The sequence below is a fragment of the Photobacterium sp. DNB23_23_1 genome, from assembly GCF_052873815.1.
In genome coordinates, this window is the sequence record NZ_JBNNXT010000058.1 from 1 (window position 1) to 21709 (window position 21709).

Consider the following 21709-nt stretch of genomic DNA (forward strand, 5'->3'; position numbering starts at 1 on the left):
GGCGATGGGCGATGGGCGATGGGCGATGGGCGATGGGCGATGGGCGATGGGCGATGGGCGATGGGCGATGGGCGATCACAATTATTGATAAATCCTCCACATGTCAAACTATTACTTTTACTGTTTGTTCTTCCACTAGCCAATAGCCGTTCCTGCTATAGCCAGAAATACAAAAGGGCCCGAAGGCCCTTTTTATATTTAGCTATTTGCGATTAAACAAACTTAATCTTAGTCACTTCTTTCAAGCCAGATAGTACTAGCGTTGGAAGAGATGCAGCTAGGAACACAGTGATTAGGTGACTAGCCGTTAGACCTTCAGTGCTGAAGATGAACTGACCAACGCCTGTATAAATCACACCTAGAGACAACGTTGCAGAGACCGCTACCGCACCCAACAAAGATTTGTTGGTGAATGGGTTCTTGCGGAATAGCGTAGTAAACGAACGTGAATCAAAGATGTGCCATAGCTGACAGAACACTAGCATTGCAAAGGCCATTGTCTGTGCGTAGTTAGCACTTAGGCCAGCGTTCATTGCCCAGTTGAATGCCAAGAAGCTCATGCCACCCTGGGTAAGACCGCGAATCACGATACGCGTACCTAGGTGATCGCTAAAGAAGCTTTCGTTACGCTTACGAGGTTTACGCTCCATCAGATCTTTTTCTTCTGGATCAACACCTAGTGCTAGTGCTGGTAGACCATCAGAAACCAGGTTGATCCATAGGATCATCAATGGCGTTAGTGGCAGTGCCACTTCTGGACCCATGAACAGGAAGGCAAACAGGATTACCGATACTTCACCCACGTTCGCAGTCAGTGCCTGACGGATAAACTTGCGTAGGTTATCGAAAATCTGACGACCTTGACGTACAGCCTTAACAATGGTGCTGAAGTTATCGTCCAGCAAGATCAGGTCACCTGAGTCTTTAGCAACCGATGTACCAGTAATACCCATAGCAACACCAATGTCAGCACGACGAAGGGCTGGTGCATCGTTCACACCGTCACCTGTCATCGCAGCAACTTCGTTGTTGTGCTGTTGAGCCTGAACGATACGCAGTTTGTGCTCTGGTGTTACACGGGCAAATACGGCAACGTTCGGACAGATACGACGTAATTCTTCATCGTCCATGTCATCTAGCTGGCTACCCGTCACAACCAAGTCTTCTTCGCTGCGGATAATACCGATTTCACGGGCAATTGCAGCAGCTGTAAGCGCATGGTCACCAGTGATCATTACCGTACGCACACCAGCGTCGTAACAGCTATCAACCGCGGCACGTACTTCAGGGCGTGGTGGATCCATGATGCCGTATAGGCCAAGAATCGTTACATCTTTCTCAAGCTCTGCAGGATCACGCTTTAGGTCAGCTTCAGACAGCTCACGGATACCTACCGCTAGTGTACGAAGTGCCTGGTGTGCAAAATCCTGAATCGCAGCTTCATAGCTAGCGACTAGCTCTTCTGCTGGGTTTGCTGCAACGGCTAGGTTACCTTCAACAGCGGCTTGCTGGTTAGCAACCACTTCACCGTTAACCATGAAACCAGAAGCGTTGCGTAGAACAACATCAGGCGCACCTTTGATTGCAAGGAAGTGCTTACCTTCTGGACCCTTAACAATGACGGAAGCCATTTTACGAGATGAATCGAACGGGAACTTATCAACAATCGAGTAGCCACCCGTAGACAGCATTTCAGCTTGCTGAAGACCTGCTTTAGCAGCAGCAACAATCAGTGCACCTTCGGTTGGGTTACCACGTACAGAAGACTTGTCGCCATCTTGAAGGTACTCAGCATCGTTACATAGTGTCGCAACAACCAAGCCTTGCATCATCTCAGGGCTGTCTTTCACATCAGTACTGTGTGAAAGCGGCTTAAATTCACCTTGAGGGGAGAAACCTTTACCACTTACTTCCCAGTTACGGCCAGATGCATCGTAGGCTTTCATCACCTGCATTTGGTTCTGAGTCAGGGTACCTGTCTTATCAGAACAGATAACCGTTGTAGAGCCTAGCGTTTCAATTGCTGCTAGCTGCTTAGCCAGTGCATTGCTCTTAACCATACGGGTTGACCCCATGGTAAGAACGATAGTAACAACAGTTGGCAGACCTTCAGGGATTGCTGCAACAGACAGTGAAATACCTGTATTTAGGATTTCAAGCCATGGCATACCGTGGTACAGGCCAATAACACAAACAACCGCAACCACGCCCAACGCTACAGCCATTAGTGTTTTGGCGATAGTGTCCATGCGCTCTTGCATCGGAGTCTTGGTTTCTTCAGTGTTTGCCATCATATCAGCGATGTGACCAACTTCAGTCTGCATGCCGGTACTCACTACGATACCCAAGCCAGTACCTGAGGTAACCATAGTCGTCATGAAGCCCATGTTAATCTGGTCGCCTAGGCCAATATGGCCATCTTCCAGCGCATCCGCTGTTTTATCAACAGGCTCAGATTCACCAGTTAGTGCAGCTTCATCAATTGATAAGCGATTCGATTCAACGATACGAACATCAGCAGCAAGAATGTCACCTGTGCTGATCTTTAGGACATCACCCGGGACAATATCGCGTGCTGGGATATCCATCCATTCGCCATTACGACGAACCTGCGCCATCGGTGCAGCCATATCGCGCAAAGCTTCCATCCCTTTCTGGGCTTTAAATTCCTGCCAAAAAGCGATAAGTACGTTGATAACGATGATGACACCGATTGCTACGGCATCAATCAAGTGACCAGTAAAGAAGGAAACAATCGCACCGACCCCTAGAATAAAGATCAATGGATTCATAAATTGGTGGGCTAGCAGCTCAAGCACAGTCTTACCGGCTTGCTCTTGCAGTTCATTGGCGCCAAATTGCTCCTGGCGCTGTTTCACTTCTTCAGAAGATAAGCCATTCTCGGTTGACGTACCCAAATTGGACACAGTACTGGCAACCGTTTCGGTAAACCATTTTTTAGTCATGGGGGGAATCTCCAATTAAATACATTCAGTCGACATCAGTACAAATTCAAACTGATAAAAAGCATTCGCTGAATAGGTCAAAGTAATTTAAAACTCGTTATTAAAGGCATCGTGCCAATTAATTTTTATTACATCCCTGAACGCTTACTGAATAAAGCATTCGAGTTCATTAAAACGAGTAAATTTAAATTACCTGAAACAACGGTGAGTTGTAATTAAATTTCGTATGACCACACGATGATTCAGGTCGAATCTTTGACAATTATCAAGTCTCAGGCCGAATTCAGCTTAAAACCCAACAAAAATTTGAAACAAAGTATGAGTTAGACCCAGATCTAACAGAAACAATACCTCCAAAATAACGAAAGATGAAATTTTACAACACAAATTAAAAGGCTTAATGCGCTCGCATTAAGCCTTTTTGTGCCACCAAAATGGTTAACTTAGTGTTAAACTGGGTTATCTATATCGATAAACTCAACATCTAAATTATTTTTTTCCGCTAAGTAATCACCTAATGATTTAATTCCATAGCGCTCAGTTGCATGATGACCAGCACTAAAATAATGAATGCCTAACTCTCGGGAAATATGAACTGTTCTTTCGGAAATTTCTCCTGAAATAAATGCATCCAACCCTTTATTTGCGGCTAATTCTATAAAGTCTTGGCCACCACCAGTACACCATCCCACCGTTTTTATTTCTTGTGGCGCATTATCGCTAATATGCAACGGCTCACGATGTAAGGTAATGGAAAGCCTCGCAGCCAACTCTTCACCACTTAGCGGCTGAGCTAACTGACCATAAATTGCCACCGAATTCGGATTCCCCTCTTCCAAGCCTCCTAGCACTTCGATATCTAGCAATTCAGCCAGTTTTGCGTTGTTGCCTAATGTCGGATGTACATCCAAAGGCAAGTGGTAAGCATATAGGTTGATACCATTCTCAATAAGCGCTTTGATACGACGATATTTCATGCCGCGAATTTCAGCGGGCTCTCCCTTCCAGAAAAAACCATGATGTACTAATAGCGCATCAGCTTGCTCTGAGATCGCTCGGTCTATCAAGGCCTGACAGGCTGTTACCCCAGTGATGATCTTCTTAACCTCTGACTTACCTTCAACCTGCAAGCCATTTGGACAATAGTCTTTGATCTGGTGTGGGCTCAGCAACTCGTTAAGCACTGATTCTAATTGGATATTGTTCATCGTCTATTTCCTTCTCCGCAATCTCGATATTTTATACCCAAATCCCAGTGCCTGTTGACCTAAAAAAACTGCCGATTGGCAGCTTTATCTAGTAAGGTCACTATATAACCAAGCTTTTTGAGGTTACTGATGTGTAGGAATGGCAGTCATACTCAATAGAGATGCTGAGCTGCAAGCTCGGTCTGGCTCAACCAAACGGGTTTGGTACTGGTTTTCAACCATACCCGATGCAGGTAACTATAAAGCCGTGAGCGTGTTTCCATTGCGGTGAACATCATGACAGGAAAAGTGACCACACCAACAGTGACAACAAATGTACGGCGAACCAAAATACGCAATGGTGAATAGCGAGTATACATAACGCCTCCTTGGCCAAGCAAAACAACAGACTGGTCTTACCTCTATAAGATATGTGATTTCATTAGGCATCACTACCTAAAAACAAGGACTTATTAGTCTTTATCATTATAAAAAGAAGGGCCTTATAGCAAAATGTCTAACCTTTACAATAAAAAAACAGCTAGAGAGCATGTTAATAACAGCCTCAATGCCATCCTAAAGCTCTCTCCTCTCCTGGCCGCCCACCCTTTTATTGCTGACCAAGAATGGCTTGACGATTTTGCTAGCCAAGCCGTACTCCCCAATGAGGTTGAATATCAAGGTGGGCGCCGTTTGGGTTACTTCTACCAATGGTTGTGGCAACAACTGATCCTACACCACCCTCGTTATGAGCTGCTTGCCGAGGAAGCCCAACTGACGGTCAACAAGCGCACTCTTGGCGCGATTGATTTTCTGGTAAAGGATTTACACAGCGGGCGGGTCGAGCACTGGGAGGTGGCGATTAAATTCTTCCTTGCCTATGAAGGTAGTTGGCCCGGCCCCAATGCCCGAGATAACCTGGATAAAAAAGCCAATAAGATGCTCAGCCACCAACTGATGATTTCTGACCACCCCGCTTTCATTAAGCAGTACCAAACGCAATTTGGAAAGATTGAGCGCCGCCGCCTGATCATGCAAGGTCGCTTGTTCTACCCAGCCTTCGAGGGTTATACCGGCTCAGATATCAAATTAGCAAAAGGTGCCACGCATGGATTGTGGTGCTACTCTCAGCAAGCGGCAGGCTTAGATCTGCGTCCCATCGCCAAACCGGAGTGGATCGCGCCACCTTGCTTCAGACAAATTGCCGATGAGCCAGTGCTGACATCCGTCAGCAATCCGACTATGGCTATCGCACCTGATGATAAAGTGTGGTTCGTCATGCCCGAACACTGGCCGCAGTCTTCAATGAAAAAATAGCCAATAGCCAAAGATACAGACATAAAAAAACGCCCGCTATTAACGGGCGCTTTCAATACCATTCGTGAAAGAACAGCGAAAAGTTACAGGCCAGCGTCGGCAAATACCTTACTGACAATTTCCTGCGCTTCTTTCTCAAGCAAAGCCAAGTGTTCTTTGCCTTTGAAGCTCTCGCAGTAGATCTTGTAGATATCTTCCGTACCTGACGGACGGGCAGCAAACCAGCCATTTTCAGTCGTCACTTTCAGACCACCAATCGCAGCACCGTTACCCGGCGCATGCGTCAGGCGTGCAGTGATCGCATCACCCGCTAACGTTTCAGCGGCAACCATTTCTGGAGACAGCTTGCTCAGTACCGCCTTCTGCTCACCGTTAGCTACAGCCTGCAGGCGGTTGTACTCAGACGCACCGTGTTTGGCAGCCAGCTCTTCGTAGTATTGTTGCGGGTTCTTACCCGTTACAGCGGTGATTTCTGCCGCAACTAAGCAAAGCAGGATACCGTCTTTGTCGGTAGACCAAGGTGTGCCGTCCATGCGTAGGAATGATGCTCCCGCACTTTCTTCACCACCGAAACCAAGCTCGCCGCTGTAAATACCATCAACAAACCATTTGAAGCCTACCGGTACTTCGCAAAGCTCGCGGCCAAGATCAGCAACAACGCGGTCGATCAGCGCACTGGACACCAATGTTTTACCAACAGCAACTTCCTGTGCCCAATCAGGGCGGTGGCGGTAAAGATAGTCAATACATACCGCTAGGAAGTGATTAGGGTTCATCAGGCCAGCAGGCGTCACAATACCGTGACGGTCATAATCAGGGTCGTTACCGAATGCCAAGTCGAACTTGTCTTTGTGTGCCAGCAAGCCAGCCATCGCGTAAGGCGACGAACAGTCCATGCGCACCACACCATCTTTGTCCAAAGACATGAAACGGAATGACGGGTCGATAGACTCATCCACCAGCGTAAGATCCAAGCCGTAATGCGCAGCAATCTGACGCCAGTACTCAATGCCTGAACCACCTAGTGGATCAACACCAATTTTCAGGTTGGCTTTCTGGATCGCGGCCATATCAATAACATTGACCAGATCGTCAACGTAAGGTGCCACCAAGTCACGCTCTTCAACCAGGTCGCTAGCAAAAGCGTCTGCGATTGGTACGCGCTTAACATCAGCCATACCCGCTGCAATGATTTCATTGGCACGAGTTTCGATTGCTGTTGTTAGTGCACCTTCCGCCGGGCCACCATGGACCGGGTTATATTTGATCCCACCGTCTTGCGGTGGGTTATGCGATGGCGTGATAACAATACCGTCGGCTTTGTCTTCCTGTACCTTGTTGTGGCACAAAATAGCATGGGAAATACCCGGTGTTGGGGTATAGCCATTATCTTGCTGAATCACAACCTGCACACCATTAGCGACCAATACTTCAAGCGTCGAGGTAAATGCTGGCTCAGACAGTGCGTGGGTATCTTTACCGAGGAAAAGTGGACCTGTTACGCCGTTGGCAGCTCGAACTTCAGCCACAGCCTGGGCAATCGCCCAAATGTGGTGCTGGTTAAAGGTTCCTTTGTCGGCAGTTCCACGATGACCAGAAGTACCAAATGCGACCTTCTGTTGGGGATTTTGAGCGCTTGGCTCAATCAGGAAATAATTTGCCACCAACGCGGGAATATTGTGCATATCTTCTTGCAGGGCGCGCTGCCCCGCACGAGGATGAATAGCCATTAACGTATCCTTGTAAAAACTAAATTGACATAATGCCGGTTAAATTTCACCGCAAACTTTTTCAATGATGTCGCCACCGAAGCCCATCTTGACCATCAGCTGTTCAACCATCTGACGTTTACGATCTGTATTCGTGTTCGTGATCACCCAAAAAGGTGTTTCCGGAATTGGCTTAGGCTTAGTGGTTTTGCCACTCGCTAGCAGCTTCTCTTCAGTATCGGCAAAATAAATACGGGTACGCCCTTTAATAGCAGCCGCTTCAGAGAAGCCTTGAGGATCAATACGATAAAGCGAGGTTAATACCAACATAAATCGGCCAATCGCTTTTTCCTGCACAGCAAACTCGTCAGAAATCAGCAACGAACGCATTTCTTTCACGCGATCATTATTAGGTACCACGTTGCCCGCATCTTTGCTTACCACGACCCCTTTAGGACGTACGGGCATGACTACATCATGTTGCAAGGTCGCAACAGATTGATGGTCAGGCACCATCAGCAAGCGGCGCAGGATATCCGAGGCACTTTCACCAATGTGCTGGGTCTGGCTCGCGATATAACGATATAGCTCTTCGTCTACCTCAATAGTCTTCATCGTAGTGTTCATTATCGTTCCGTTTAAAAATCACCGAGAGATTATAACGTGATCCGAGGTTATACTCTACGGTAAAGCGTTAACTACAAGAGAAAATAGTCTGTGAATCTTCATTACCAAGTCGATGGGCAAGGCGATGTGATCGTCTTGATCCACGGCCTGTTTGGCAGCGCTGATAATCTTGGCCTAATGGCCAGATCATTGAAAGATAAATATAAAGTGATCAGCGTTGATCTGCGTAATCATGGCCGCTCCCCACACAGCAATCAGTTCACCTACCGCGAAATGGCACAGGATATCCTTACCGTTATCAACCAACTCGACATCGAGCGCTTCTCGCTGATTGGTCATTCTATGGGCGGCAAGGTGGCAATGGCAGCAACCGAGCTCGCCGCTGCCCGGATCAACCATTTATTGGTCTTGGATATGGCTCCGGTTCACTACCACGTCCACCGCCACGAAAACGTGTTCAACGGGCTGCGCGAAGTCTCTCGCCACACCGTCAGCAAACGCAGTGAAGCCGAACCTTTGCTTGCTAAGCATGTGGTTGAGCCGGGTGTTCGCCAGTTCCTGCTCAAATCCTTTGCCAAACAAGAAAGCGGTGTGTTTGACTGGCGCTTCAATGTCGAAGGTCTGATTACCAACTATGGCACTATCATGGGCTGGCAAGATATCGCACCGTTCACTGGCAAGACCTTATTTATCAAGGGCCAGAATTCTGAGTATATTCTACCGGAACACCGCGCAGCGATTGGTGCCCAATTTCCCAATGCTAAGGCACACTTGGTGGCCAATACTGGCCACTGGTTGCATGCTGAAAAACCTGAAACGGTTAATCGTATCATTTTGAACTTCTTGCAGGCTGCTTAGCGTTAACAGGCGGGTATTGTCTATGATATAGTGCGCGCCTGGCTCAAAAGTGACGATAATGTGGAAAGGAGACACAGATGTTGTATGAGCACATGGATTTGCTTGAATCTATTGGGCTAGATTTGCTCTTTGCCGCGATATTTTTCTTTATCGGCATGGCCATTAAAGACGTGCTAAAACAAGGCAATGTTCCGCCTTTTGGCCGAAAAATCGTCTGGCTGGTTCTTTTCCTTGGGTGTGCCGGTTTTGTAACCAAAGGCCTGATCCAAATCAGCTGGGAAGGCGCAGGCATCGGTTAATACTTAACGAATACTGTCATTGATTGCCAAAAGCAGCAGCGTGCTGACTTTACTTACCGCGATCATTGACCATCAGGGTAACTCCTGACAAGGCTATTTCTATACGTTGGCAAGCAAGCTAACGGTCAAACATTAATAATGGGTAATTTCTACTATGGCAAGTGTAGGACTCTTCTTTGGTAGCGACACTGGTAACACAGAAGCGGTCGCTAAAATGATCCAGAAACAACTGGGCAAAAAGCTAGTTGAAGTCAAAGATATCGCAAAATGCAGCAAGGAAGATATCGACAACTTTGACCTACTGCTGCTAGGTATCCCAACTTGGTACTACGGTGAAGCACAGTGTGACTGGGATGACTTCTTCCCAGAGCTAGAGCAAATCGACTTCTCAACCAAACTGGTTGCTATCTTTGGCTGTGGTGATCAGGAAGACTACGCTGAATACTTCTGTGATGCGATGGGCACAGTACGTGAAATCGTGGAAGGTCGTGGCGCGACTATCGTTGGCCACTTCTCGACTGAAGGCTTTGAGTTCGAAGCATCTAAAGCTCTGGTAGACGACAACCACTTCATTGGCCTGTGTGTTGACGAAGACCGTCAGCCAGAATTGACCGAAGAGCGTGTCCAGAAGTGGGTCAACCAGATTTTTGATGAAATGTGCCTAGCAGAGCTTGCTGACTAATATTTTATCAACCTGAGACTAAATGCCGGGCTTGATGCCCGGCATTTTTATATCTGAAAAACTTATACCAATCTGGATATATCCAAACGAAATATTCTTTACCGAGGTTCCCTATTAGCATCAAGGCGCACACCGGATCGGTCAGCGAAAAATCCCAATGACGTATTGAGTATGATTAGCATTTTTATTCCACAATATTAACTTTAGCTTGATCCGTACATCTCGGTAATCATCAGAAATGCAAACAATACGTATTCCCGAACCCCAGAAGGAAGGCCTTATATTCAGGGCAAAGTTAACAATTAACGGTCGGAAAAATAGGTATACGAAAATACTCGTCACAACGGATACGATGAGCTTGCTTTACCTCGCAAATGTACATTCCCACAACAATCAGGCAACAAAAAGAAAAGTTAGATATCAGCAAGATTGACCTGTTTTTAGGTTTATTGTTACCTTGTGGTCACTTATAATGAGGAAAGAAGAGCAAGACTACCGTATCATGAGGGTGCGGGTAGCCAATAGGAAACTCCAATGTCAGATAACAATCACGCACTAAAACAAGCTGGCCTGAAAGTAACCCTTCCACGCCTAAAAATTCTGGAAGTGCTACAGCAGCCGGATTGCCAGCATATCAGTGCTGAAGACTTGTATAAGAAGCTAATCGATATCGGTGAAGAAATTGGCTTGGCGACGGTATACCGCGTTTTAAACCAATTTGACGATGCAGGCATTGTTACGCGTCACCACTTTGAAGGCGGTAAATCGGTATTCGAACTGGCAACACAGCATCACCATGACCACCTCGTATGCCTAGACTGTGGTAAAGTTATTGAGTTCTCTGATGACATCATCGAAGAGCGCCAAAAAGAAATCGCTGCTAGCTTCAATGTTCGCCTTACCAACCACAGCCTGTACCTGTACGGTCACTGTGCAGAAGGCAACTGCCAAGAAGACAGTTCACTACACGACAAAAAATAATTAGGCCCAAGTAAAAAACAATAAGGCCAGGATCTCAACACTTGGCCACTCAAGCAGCCGCGTTTTTGTTGTTGTACACAAATAAAAAAACCAGCCAATAGGCTGGTTTTTTCTTATCAGGCTCAGGGAAGCTTAGTCGCCAATCTTCGCCCAAGTATCACGCAGGCCAACAGTGCGGTTGAAGACTAGCTTCTCTTTCGAAGAGTCTTTGCTGTCGACACAGAAGTAACCCATACGCTCGAACTGGAACGCTTTTTCCGCTTCACCTTCAATCAATGATGGTTCAACCACGCCATTCATCACGCTGAGTGACTCAGGGTTGATCACAGAGACGAAGTCATCTGCTGCACCTGGGTTTGGCACTGTGAATAGGCGGTCGTACAAACGGATTTCAGCTGGGATACCCTGCTCTGCAGATACCCAGTGGATCACGCCTTTAACCTTGCGGCCATCCGCTGGGTTTTTACCTAAGGTTTCGTTATCGTAAGAACAGAAGATAGTCGTAATATTACCCTCTTCGTCCTTTTCGATACGCTCAGCCTTGATCACATACGCACCACGCAGGCGAACTTCTTTGCCGAGCACCAAACGCTTATACTTCTTGTTCGCTTCTTCGCGGAAGTCTTCACGCTCGATGTATACCTCACGAGTGAACGGTACCTGACGGCTCCCCATCTCTGGCTTGTTCGGGTGATTAGCCACTTCCAGCATTTCAGCGTCGCCATCGAAGTTTTCGATCACAACTTTTACTGGATCCAGAACAGCCATCGCACGCGGTGCGTTCTCGTTCAGGTCATCACGGATACAAGATTCCAACGAGCTCATTTCAATGGTGTTATCTTGCTTGGTCACACCAATACGCTTACAGAACTCACGGATCGACGCTGAAGTGAAACCACGGCGACGCAAGCCCGAGATAGTTGGCATACGCGGATCGTCCCAACCATTTACCAGGTTCTCGGTTACCAGCTGGTTAAGCTTACGCTTAGACATCACTGTGTACTCAAGATTCAGGCGGCTGAACTCGTACTGGCGAGGCTGACAATCAATAGTGATATTGTCCAGCACCCAGTCATAAAGACGACGGTTATCCATGAATTCCAAGGTACAGATAGAGTGCGTAATGCCCTCTAGCGCATCCGAAATACAATGGGTGAAGTCGTACATCGGATAGATGCACCACTTGTCACCGGTTTGGTGGTGAGTGGCAAAACGCACACGGTAAATAACCGGATCACGCAACACCATAAACGGTGATGCCATGTCGATTTTAGCGCGTAGGCTCATTTTGCCTTCTTCAATTTCGCCGTTCTTCATTTTCTCGAACAGCTCAAGGTTTTCTTCTACGCTGCGATCACGGTACGGGCTGTGCTTACCGGCTTCGGTAAGAGTGCCACGGTATTCGCGCATTTGCTCTGGACTTAGCTCATCAACGTACGCTAAGCCTTTATTAATCAATTCAATAGCAAACCCGTGCAGCTTATCGAAGTAGTTCGATGAGTAACAAATCTCACCGCTCCACTCAAAGCCCAACCAGTTAACATCGTTCTTAATAGACTCAACGTATTCGATGTCTTCTTTCTCAGGGTTTGTATCATCAAAACGAAGATTACATTGACCCTGATAGTCCTGAGCAATACCGAAGTTCAAACAAATAGATTTAGCATGGCCGATGTGCAGGTAACCATTCGGCTCCGGCGGGAATCGGGTATGTACGCTTGTATGTTTGCCACTAGCTAAATCCGCATCAATAATCTGGCGGATAAAGTTAGTTGGACGAGCTTCAGATTCACTCATCAATTAGACCTCGTGTGCTTACAGGATTTTTAAGTCCCCTATGATCCATAAATATAGGGGCCGACTCAACAAATAGTGTACATTGTTTGTCGATATGAATAAAAAAACCCCGTAATAGCACGGGGTATCTAAAAGAATAGGTCGAAACTGGCAAGGTTAGCCCCGCCAATTGCAATTACAGCGTGACTGAGCGACGAAAACGCTGGCGGTCCGCACTCACTGCACGTACCTCTGCCCCCGACATCAGTCGAATATTGCCGCGCCAAACCCGGCATGCTGATTTTCATATGCAACGGCCCCCAGTACAGCACCAACCGCTGATAGCCTTCAGGGAAAACAAACATAACAATAAGCGAAAACCGCAGGCACAAACCTGAAAGGAAGGCGTTTCTTTGAAGTGTATGGTCGCAGGTGACTATTGAGTCTGATGGAATATCGGCCTCCGATTGGAGGCCGATAAAGTCGTTATCTATGACTTAAGAAAAAGTCATTAAGGCAGTTTTACCGCTGATAGATCTTCACTTGGAGAGACTTTCTTCATCTCACCAGCAACGATTTCAGCTAGAGGGCCCAGGATAACCTGTAGGTTGTTAGAACCCAGTTTAACCACACCCATTGCACCCAGTGCTTTCAATGTCTTCTCATCAGCAAGGCTGCTGTCTTTTAGCGTTAGACGTAGACGAGTAATACATGCATCGATGTTTTCTAGGTTAGATACACCACCTAGAGCAACAACGTACTGCTTAGCTAGCTCACCCGTTTCCTGAGAACCACCTGCATTCGATGCTGTTTCATCTTCGTCTTCACGGCCAGGCGTCTTCAGGTTGAACTTAACGATAACCGTACGGAAGATTGCGTAGTATAGGCCGAAGAATACTAGGCCCTGTACAATCAGCATGTACCAGTTAACCGCTAGCGGGTTACGTGTTGATAGAACCATATCAACCAGACCTGCAGAGAAACCGAAGCCTGCAATCCACTGCATTGACGCTGCGATGTATACAGAGATACCCGCTAAGAATGCGTGAAGTACGTATAGGCCTGGTGCTAGGAACATGAATGAGAATTCTAGCGGCTCAGTAACACCGGTGAAGAATGAAGCGAAACCTGCAGCAATCATGATTGATGCAACTTTATCTTTGTTCTCTGACTTAGCAGTGTGGTAGATCGCTAGCGCCGCACCTGGTAGACCAAACATCATGATTGGGAAGAAACCAGCCTGGTACATACCAGTAACACCTGGGGTTGCAACGCCTTCTGCAATTGACTTCGCGCCACCTAGGAAGTTAGGGATATCGTTGATGCCCGCGACGTCGAACCAGAATACAGAGTTCAGTGCGTGGTGAAGACCCACAGGGATTAGCAGACGGTTGAAGAATGCGTAGATCCCCGCACCTAGCTCACCCATACCCTGAATACCTTCACCGAAGCTTACTAGACCACCGTAAACTGTTGGCCATACGTACATTAGTACGAAGGCAATAAAGATACCAGCAAAAGAGGTCAAGATAGGTACAAGACGCTTACCAGAGAAGAATGCCAGTGCTTTATGCAATTCAACGTGTGAGAAGCGGTTGTAGATCTCAGCAGACACGATACCCACCAAGATACCAACAAATTGGTTGTTGATTTTGCCGAAGGCCGCTGGAACAGCGCTTGCGTCAATACCTTGAATCTGAGCAACTGCGCCCGGAGAAAGTAGTGTGGTAACAACAAGGAAGCCAACGAAACCAGATAGTGCCGCGGCACCGTCCTTATCTTTAGACATACCGTAAGCAACACCAACGGCAAACAGTACAGACATGTTATCGATGATTGCGGCACCAGCTTTAATCAAGAAGGCTGCCAGTGCACTGTTCGCACCCCAGCCGTTCGGATCAATCCAGTAACCAATACCCATTAGAATTGCAGCTGCAGGAAGCGTGGCGACTGGCACCATCAATGCTTTACCTACTTTTTGAAAATATCCAAGAATATTCACCCTTAGTTCCCCCTATGGTTTTCTTAGAATCGATTTGGATAACTTATTTTAGTTATCCGATTAAGTTACTTGCAGTTTAAGAATTTTATTTCGCCCCGCAAATTAAAAGGTCGTCATTTGTGATCTTAATCACCAGTATGGGCAATTAGCAGGCGATTTTGCTAGCTCGATCATAAAACTTATTTTATCATGCGAAACAAATGCGATATCACGCTATGATTTGACTGTAATTTAATTTTGGAATGAGGTGTCACTGTGAGACTAATCCCACTGAATGAAGCTAAAGATGTAGGTTTGTGGTCAGCCCGCTATATTGCTGATCGTATTAACAAATTTAAGCCAACAGCGGAACGTCCCTTCGTGCTGGGCCTACCAACAGGTGGCACCCCGCTAGCTACGTACAAGCGTCTTATCGAGCTTTATCAAGCAGGCGAAGTAAGCTTCAAGCATGTTGTTACCTTCAACATGGATGAATACATTGGTATCCCTGCTGACCACCCAGAGTCATACCATAGCTTTATGTTCAACAATTTCTTCAATCATGTTGATATTAAAAAAGAAAACATCAATTTGCTTAACGGCAACACAGAAGATCACGACGCTGAATGCCTACGTTACGAAGAGAAAATTAAGTCATATGGCAAAATTAACCTATTCATGGGCGGCGTGGGCAACGACGGCCACATTGCCTTTAACGAGCCCGCCTCTTCTCTTGCCTCTCGTACCCGCATTAAGACCCTGACGGAAGATACCCGCATCGCGAACTCCCGATTTTTCGATGGCGATATCAACCAAGTACCGAAATACGCACTGACCATCGGTGTCGGTACCCTACTGGATTCAGCCGAAATTTTGGTACTCGTAACCGGTCACAATAAAGCCCTAGCGCTACAAGCGGCGGTAGAAGGCTCAGTTAACCACTTATGGACAGTGTCTGCGCTTCAGCTTCACCCTAAGTCTCTTCTTGTGTGCGATGAACCATCCACACAAGAGCTAAAAGTGAAAACAGTGAAGTACTTCCGTGAGCTTGAAGCTGAAAACATCAAACATCTATAATCAAGGAGTTATTCATGTACGCGCTAACCCATTGTCGTATTTACACCGGTAGCGATGTGCTGAATAACCACGCCGTCATTATTGACGGCGTGAACATTCACGCTGTCTGCCCCGTTTCTGAACTTCCTGCTGATATTGAAATCCGTGACCTTGAGGGTGCCAATCTGACACCTGGCTTTATTGACCTTCAGCTGAATGGCTGTGGTGGAGTCATGCTCAATGATGAGATCAATGCCGACACGATCCATACCATGCACCGTGCCAACCTGAAATCAGGCTGCACCAGCTTTCTGCCAACGCTGATCACCTCTTCAGACGAAGATATGAAAGCAGCTATCGCTGCCGAGCGCGACTACCAGGGTCAATACCAAAACCATTCACTGGGCTTGCACCTCGAAGGTCCTTACCTGAATGTGATGAAAAAAGGTATCCACTCTGTTGACCATATCCGCCGCTCTGACAATGCAATGATCAACACCATATGCGAAAACGCCGATGTGGTGACCAAGGTAACCCTAGCGCCGGAGCAAAACGACCATAGCCATATTGAGCAATTGGTTGAAGCCGGGATAGTAGTATCTGCAGGTCACACCAATGCCACTTACGTCGAAGCCCGCAAAGGCTTTGCGTCAGGGATCAGTTTCGCTACCCACTTGTTCAATGCTATGACCCCTATGGCCGGTCGAGAGCCAGGCATGGTCGGTGCCATTTATGACACGCCAGAGGTCTATACCGGTGTGATTGCTGATGGTTTCCATGTCGATTATGCCAACATCCGCCTGGCCCACCGTATGAAAGGCAACAAACTTGTTTTGGTCACCGATGCAACTGCACCTGCAGGAGCAGACATGGATCACTTTATTTTTGTCGGCAAGAAAGTATATTACCGTGATGGTAAGTGTGTTGATGAAAATGGCACACTTGGTGGTTCGGCACTCACAATGATCGAAGCGGTTCAGAATAGTGTCGAACATGCAGGTATCGCCCTGGACGAAGCGATTCGAATGGCTACCCTCTACCCTGCTCGCGCTATCAGCGTTGATCAGAAACTGGGTGCCATCAAAAAAGGCATGGTTGCAAACTTAGCCATTTTTGATCGTGACTACAAGGTTCAGGCGACTGTTGTTAACGGCGAATACGAGCAGAATTAACTATGACAGGCGGACAAATAGGTAATGTTGATCTGGTAAAACAGCTGAATAGTGCAGCTGTTTACCGGCTCATCGACTTGCAAGGCCCTATATCTCGAATCCAGGTTGCTGATATCAGTCAGCTTGCACCTGCAAGTGTTACTAAAATCACCCGCCAACTGCTGGAGCGCGGCTTGATTAAAGAGGTCGCGCAGCAGGCTTCCACCGGAGGCCGGCGTGCAATTTCGCTGACCACAGAGTCAGCACCTTTCCACTCGATTGCGATTCGTCTTGGGCGCAACTACATCGAGCTAACGATTTATGATCTCAGCGGCAAGCACATTGTCGGTACAGCGCATTCTTTCCACTATACCAACGCGCAAGGACTTATTGATGGCTTGCTTGAACATATCCGCAAGTTCATTGCCGATAACCAGAATATCCTGCGCGAACTGGTTGCCTTCGGGATTACCCTACCGGGCCTGATTGATCCGGAAAGTGGTGTGGTGGAGTACATGCCACATATTGATGTCGATAACTTGCCGTTGTCGGAAATTATCACTGACAAATACGGTGTTGCCTGTTTTGTCGGCAATGACATCCGCGGCTTGGCACTGGCTGAGCATTATTTCGGTTCGAGCAAAGACTGCAAAGACTCTATTTTGGTTAGTGTCCACCACGGTACCGGTGCGGGGATCATCGTCAACGGTCAGGTCTTCTTGGGCTTTAACCGAAATGTCGGTGAGATAGGTCATATCCAGATCGACCCACTTGGCGACAAGTGCCAGTGTGGCAACTTTGGCTGCCTAGAAACCGTCGCTGCCGATCCGGCGATTATCCGCCACGTTCAAGCCCTGCTTGACCAAGGCTACCCGAGTTCACTGCAAGAGCTGGAAGATGTCACCATGCCAGCCATCTGCGAAGCAGCCAATAAGGGCGACGAACTGGCAAGCCAAGCATTAATCAAGGTGGGTAATCAATTGGGCAAAGCCCTGGCAATGACCATCAACTTGTTTAACCCCCAGAAAATTATCGTTGCGGGTAATATTACCCAAGCTAAAGATGTGATTTTTCCGGCGATTCGCCGCTGCGTGGAAACCCAGTCACTTTCGACCTTTAACAAAGACTTGCCAATCGTTGAATCAGTGCTCTACACCCAGCCGACCATCGGTGCATTTTCGATGATCAAGCGTGCGATGCTTAACGGTGTCTTGCTGCAACGCTTGCTAGAAGAGTAACGAAAACAAAGGGTAAAGCGAAAAACAAAGCAATAAGATAGCTTTTCAGATTGTTCATCCTGTTACAAAATATTAAGGGCAGACTTCAGACAGAAGACTGCCCTTCGTGTTATATTTTGCCGTCAATAAAGTACCCTCATCGATAGAGGTACATACCCAACAGCCAGTCCACACATCTAATTTATCCATATTTGGCCTGGCGAAAAACCATAAAGGAATGTCAGCCTAGCATGGAACTTATCTACATCATCGCCGCCTTCTTGGCTGGCTTTATCGCACTTAGGTGCAAGTTGCCCCCGCTCGTGGGCTTCCTTGTCGCCGGCTTTGCCCTGAATACCGCAGGCTATGAATCAACCCCGGTATTATCGACCCTGGCTGATCTCGGTGTAACACTACTGCTTTTTACCATCGGCCTAAAGCTCGATGTCAAAACCCTGCTAACCAAAGAAATTTGGGGGGGGGCCACCCTGCACAACCTGCTTACGACCGGCCTGTTTACCCTCGCTTTACTTGCCCTAAAGCAACTAGGGGTTGGTATGATGGCAGGTCTCGATGTGGCGCAAATTGCCTTGCTTGCTTTTGCTCTGTCGTTCTCCAGTACCGTATTTGCCATCAAGGCACTACAGGAAAAAGGCGAGCTCAACGCAACTTACGGTACCCTAGCCATCGGGATCCTGGTTATGCAGGATATCTTCGCGGTGCTTTTCCTGACCGTGTCGACCGGTAAGATCCCTGAAATCACAGCCCTTGCCTTGTTTGCCCTGCCACTGCTGCGCCCTTCGCTGTTTAAAATCCTTGACCGTGCCGGGCACGGTGAAATGCTGGTGCTCTATGGTATTTTCCTCGCGCTAGTCGCCGGTGCCGGCCTGTTTGAATTCGTCGGAATGAAGGCAGATCTCGGCGCGCTGATCATGGGCATGATGCTCGCTGCCCATCCCAAATCATCAGAGATGTCAAAATCGCTTTTCAACCTTAAAGAGCTATTGCTAGTCTGTTTTTTCCTCAACATTGGCTTGGCAGAGCAGCCGACGCTCGACGGATTACTGATGGCACTGCTACTGATGCTCATGCTACCGATCAAGGGGATTTTGTACTACGTTATCTTTAATTTGTTCCGATACCGGGTCCGCACCTCCCTGCTCGGTACCCTGACTCTGTTTAACTACAGTGAATTTGGTCTTATCGTCGGCGGTCTCGCCTACAAGATGGGGATGCTTCCAGGCAGCTTCTTGGTCGCTATCGCGATTGCGGTCTCCCTCTCATTTCTTGTTGCCGCCCCGCTCAACAGCTTGGGGCATCGCCTGTACAAAGGAGCCTCAAAGTGGCTCAAGGAATTTGAACCTGAAAAACTCAATGTCAGTGATCGCCTGATTGATCTGGGAAATAAGCAAATTCTGATCTTGGGGATGGGCCGGATTGGCAGTGGGGCCTATGACGAGCTGGTTGCAACCTACGGCAATAAGATCATCGGTGTCGAGGCCCGAGAAGACTCTGTTGATCTACACCAAGCTCAAGGCCGCCATGTCATTCACGGCGATGCAACTGACTCAGATTTTTGGGCCCGAGTGATCTCCAAGCAAAATATCCAGCTGATCCTACTTGCCATGCCGCACAGCCAAGCCAATAATTTTGCCCTCGAGCAAATCCGTGAGCGAAATTACCAAGGCCAAATCGCCGCTATCGCCAAATACAGTGATGACGAAGAAGAGCTCAAAGCACTAGGAGTCGATGCTGCCTTCAATATTTACCATGAAGCCGGTAGCGGTTTTGCCCGTCATGTATGTGAACATTTGACGCCACAAATTAAGTCGAACTAATTTCACCTCTTCACGGTAAAACGGCAGCTTCGGCTGCTGTTTGTTTTTGTGCGCAAAATATCACCCACAGTTAACTTTCATTCGGAATTTGGCGTTAATTTTGAATATTATTCATCATCAGCTCTTTTTATTTATTGAATTGAAATTGATGGTTGCAATTCATTGTTGAATACGCAATTTTAACAATTAACAAAAGGACAGCGATGATGTGGACAAGACTGCCTAGCACATAACAAAGTGCTAACGCATCAGAAATGCAAACCTATACAAATATGGTTATGCACTCCGCCACGCTGATTCCGGCAATTTTCATGGATAGCAACATTTAGTAATTTTGGGGTAGGTAGTATGTGTTCAGTATTTGGGATCCTAGACATCAAGAGTGATGCAACGGCATTACGTCAAACCGCATTGGAAATGTCTAAAAAAATGCGCCATCGCGGACCTGACTGGTCTGGCATTTATTCATCGGATAAAGCCATTCTTGTTCACGAACGTCTGGCTATCGTCGACCTGAACAGCGGTGAACAGCCTCTTTACAATGCTGATAAAACACATGCCCTTGCGGTAAATGGTGAGATCTACAACCACAAAGAGCTACGTGCTGAATTTGCCCCAGACTACCCGTTCCAGACCGAGTCTGACTGTGAAATCATTCTGGCGCTATACAAAGAGAAAGGCCCTGAGCTACTTGATTACCTCAACGGTATTTTCGGCTTTATCCTGTACGATGAGCAGGAAGATGCCTACCTGATCGGCCGTGACCATATCGGCATCATTCCGCTATACCATGGCTATGACGAGCACGGTAACTACTACGTAGCCTCAGAAATGAAGGCATTGGTTCCGGTTTGTAAATCAATCAGTGAATTCCCTCCTGGCCACTTCCTATGGAGCAAAGCCGGTGAACCAACCCGCTACTACAAGCGCGACTGGATGGAATTTGATGCAGTGGTTGACGCCAAGACGGATAAAGTTGCGCTGACCGATGCATTGGAAGGTGCGGTTAAACGCCAGCTAATGACTGATGTACCTTACGGTGTACTGCTTTCCGGTGGCTTGGATTCCTCTGTAATTTCAGCTATTACCAAGAAATTTGCCGCTCGCCGTATCGAAGATAACGAAGAGTCTGATGCTTGGTGGCCAACCCTGCACTCCTTCGCCATTGGCCTAGAAGGCGCACCGGACCTAAAAGCAGCCAAGGTTGTTGCCGATAGCATCGGCACCGTGCACCATGAACTAACTTATACCGTTCAGGAAGGTCTTGATGCTATCCGTGATGTGATTTACCACATCGAGACTTACGATGTTACCACCATCCGCGCATCGACTCCGATGTACCTGATGTCACGTAAGATCCGCGCAATGGGTATCAAAATGGTACTGTCAGGCGAAGGTGCCGACGAAGTTTTCGGTGGCTACCTGTACTTCCACAAAGCGCCTAACGCTCAAGAGTTCCATGAAGAAACGGTCCGCAAGCTACTCGCACTAAACATGTTTGACTGCGCCCGTGCCAACAAATCAATGGCAGCATGGGGCATCGAAGCTCGCGTTCCTTTCCTCGATAAAGAGTTTCTGGAAGTGGCTATGCGCCTTAACCCAGAAGACAAGATGTGTGGCAACGGCAAGATGGAAAAACACATTCTGCGCGAGTGTTTCGGCCATTACCTACCAGAATCGGTTGCTTGGCGTCAGAAAGAGCAGTTCTCTGATGGCGTAGGCTATAGCTGGATTGACTCCCTGCGTGAGGTTGCTGAAGCCAAAGTGTCTGATCAACAGCTTGAAACAGCGAAGTTCCGCTTCCCATACAACACACCAACAACCAAGGAAGCTTACGTGTACCGTGAGATTTTCGAAGAGCTGTTCCCACTCGAAGATGCAGCTAAATGTGTGCCAGGTGGCCCATCAATCGCTTGCTCTAGTGCCAAAGCCATCGAATGGGATGAGAGCTTCAAGAACAGCGCGGACCCATCAGGCCGAGCGGTGGCTGCCGTCCACAACGAAGCTTACTAACCCCACCGTCTAGTTTTATGGTGTGATATAAAAAAACGAGAGACTTGGTCT

18 protein-coding genes and 1 pseudogene are annotated in these 21709 nt (G+C 47.5%); 11 read left to right on the forward strand and 8 right to left on the reverse strand.

Annotated features, from left to right (window positions below; genetic code table 11):
• On the forward strand, window positions 1-216 hold a 216-nt coding region (locus tag ACVA53_RS23180), incomplete at its 5' end, for a hypothetical protein (protein WP_446506408.1).
• Here ACVA53_RS23180 and ACVA53_RS23185 read toward each other — a convergent pair.
• From ACVA53_RS23185 to ACVA53_RS23195, 3 genes are all read right to left on the reverse strand, one after another.
• Complete coding sequence (locus ACVA53_RS23185; RefSeq protein ID WP_446506409.1) at window positions 213-2966, reverse strand: cation-translocating P-type ATPase; 2754 nt, start codon at window positions 2964-2966, stop codon at window positions 213-215. The genes ACVA53_RS23180 and ACVA53_RS23185 overlap by 4 nt on opposite strands.
• Before the next feature lie 449 nt (window positions 2967-3415).
• On the reverse strand, window positions 3416-4174 hold the full coding sequence (locus tag ACVA53_RS23190; protein WP_255040166.1) for a Nif3-like dinuclear metal center hexameric protein: 759 nt from the start codon (window positions 4172-4174) through the stop codon (window positions 3416-3418).
• A gap of 152 nt (window positions 4175-4326) precedes the next feature.
• On the reverse strand, window positions 4327-4533 hold the full coding sequence (locus ACVA53_RS23195; RefSeq protein WP_255040167.1) for a DUF2517 family protein: 207 nt from the start codon (window positions 4531-4533) through the stop codon (window positions 4327-4329).
• 133 nt (window positions 4534-4666) lie between these two features.
• Here ACVA53_RS23195 and ACVA53_RS23200 point away from each other — a divergent pair, with 133 nt between their 5' ends.
• The gene (locus ACVA53_RS23200; RefSeq protein WP_446506410.1) at window positions 4667-5470 is read left to right on the forward strand and encodes a DUF1853 family protein; all 804 of its coding nucleotides are present in this window, start codon (window positions 4667-4669) and stop codon (window positions 5468-5470) included.
• Window positions 5471-5553: 83 nt separating this feature from the next.
• Here ACVA53_RS23200 and pgm read toward each other — a convergent pair whose 3' ends face one another.
• Together pgm and seqA are read right to left on the reverse strand one after the other, a co-directional pair.
• Window positions 5554-7200: a phosphoglucomutase (alpha-D-glucose-1,6-bisphosphate-dependent) gene (gene pgm, locus ACVA53_RS23205; protein ID WP_446506411.1), complete on the reverse strand. Its 1647-nt coding sequence runs from the start codon at window positions 7198-7200 to the stop codon at window positions 5554-5556.
• A 39-nt stretch (window positions 7201-7239) separates the two neighbouring features.
• A complete protein-coding gene (gene seqA, locus ACVA53_RS23210) occupies window positions 7240-7794 on the reverse strand; it encodes a replication initiation negative regulator SeqA (protein WP_255040238.1) in 555 nt (184 codons plus the stop codon).
• A 102-nt stretch (window positions 7795-7896) separates the two neighbouring features.
• Between seqA and ACVA53_RS23215 the strand changes: the two genes are divergently transcribed.
• From ACVA53_RS23215 to fldA, 3 genes are all read left to right on the forward strand, one after another.
• Entirely contained in the window at window positions 7897-8664 is a 768-nt protein-coding gene (locus ACVA53_RS23215) for an alpha/beta fold hydrolase (protein WP_446506412.1), read from the forward strand.
• Between the two features lie 77 nt (window positions 8665-8741).
• Entirely contained in the window at window positions 8742-8963 is a 222-nt protein-coding gene (locus ACVA53_RS23220) for a DUF2788 domain-containing protein (RefSeq protein WP_255040171.1), read from the forward strand.
• Window positions 8964-9117: 154 nt separating this feature from the next.
• A complete protein-coding gene (gene fldA, locus ACVA53_RS23225) occupies window positions 9118-9645 on the forward strand; it encodes a flavodoxin FldA (RefSeq protein ID WP_107350255.1) in 528 nt (175 codons plus the stop codon).
• Between the two features lie 82 nt (window positions 9646-9727).
• On the opposite strand, the pseudogene ACVA53_RS23230 reads toward fldA, so the two are convergent.
• Window positions 9728-9978: pseudogene (locus ACVA53_RS23230) on the reverse strand (DUF4442 domain-containing protein); the annotation flags it as partial.
• Between the two features lie 201 nt (window positions 9979-10179).
• Here ACVA53_RS23230 and fcrX point away from each other — a divergent pair.
• Window positions 10180-10626, forward strand: coding sequence for a ferric iron uptake transcriptional regulator FcrX (gene fcrX, locus ACVA53_RS23235; protein WP_255040172.1), 447 nt, complete (start codon window positions 10180-10182; stop codon window positions 10624-10626).
• A 132-nt stretch (window positions 10627-10758) separates the two neighbouring features.
• Here fcrX and glnS read toward each other — a convergent pair whose 3' ends face one another.
• Entirely contained in the window at window positions 10759-12423 is a 1665-nt protein-coding gene (gene glnS, locus ACVA53_RS23240; protein WP_255040173.1) for a glutamine--tRNA ligase, read from the reverse strand.
• 490 nt (window positions 12424-12913) lie between these two features.
• Window positions 12914-14404, reverse strand: coding sequence for an N-acetylglucosamine-specific PTS transporter subunit IIBC (gene nagE / locus ACVA53_RS23245; RefSeq protein ID WP_255040174.1), 1491 nt, complete (start codon window positions 14402-14404; stop codon window positions 12914-12916).
• A 255-nt stretch (window positions 14405-14659) separates the two neighbouring features.
• Here nagE and nagB point away from each other — a divergent pair, with 255 nt between their 5' ends.
• From nagB to asnB, 5 genes are all read left to right on the forward strand, one after another.
• Window positions 14660-15460 (forward strand): glucosamine-6-phosphate deaminase, encoded by an 801-nt coding sequence (gene nagB / locus ACVA53_RS23250; RefSeq protein WP_255040175.1) that lies wholly within the window; start codon window positions 14660-14662, stop codon window positions 15458-15460.
• A 14-nt stretch (window positions 15461-15474) separates the two neighbouring features.
• Window positions 15475-16611, forward strand: coding sequence for an N-acetylglucosamine-6-phosphate deacetylase (nagA, locus tag ACVA53_RS23255; protein WP_255040176.1), 1137 nt, complete (start codon window positions 15475-15477; stop codon window positions 16609-16611).
• Between the two features lie 2 nt (window positions 16612-16613).
• Complete coding sequence (gene nagC / locus ACVA53_RS23260) at window positions 16614-17828, forward strand: DNA-binding transcriptional regulator NagC (RefSeq protein ID WP_255040177.1); 1215 nt, start codon at window positions 16614-16616, stop codon at window positions 17826-17828.
• 230 nt (window positions 17829-18058) lie between these two features.
• Entirely contained in the window at window positions 18059-19645 is a 1587-nt protein-coding gene (locus ACVA53_RS23265; protein ID WP_446506413.1) for a cation:proton antiporter domain-containing protein, read from the forward strand.
• 348 nt (window positions 19646-19993) lie between these two features.
• Window positions 19994-21658: an asparagine synthase B gene (gene asnB, locus ACVA53_RS23270; protein ID WP_255040179.1), complete on the forward strand. Its 1665-nt coding sequence runs from the start codon at window positions 19994-19996 to the stop codon at window positions 21656-21658.
• Window positions 21659-21709: the final 51 nt, after the last annotated feature.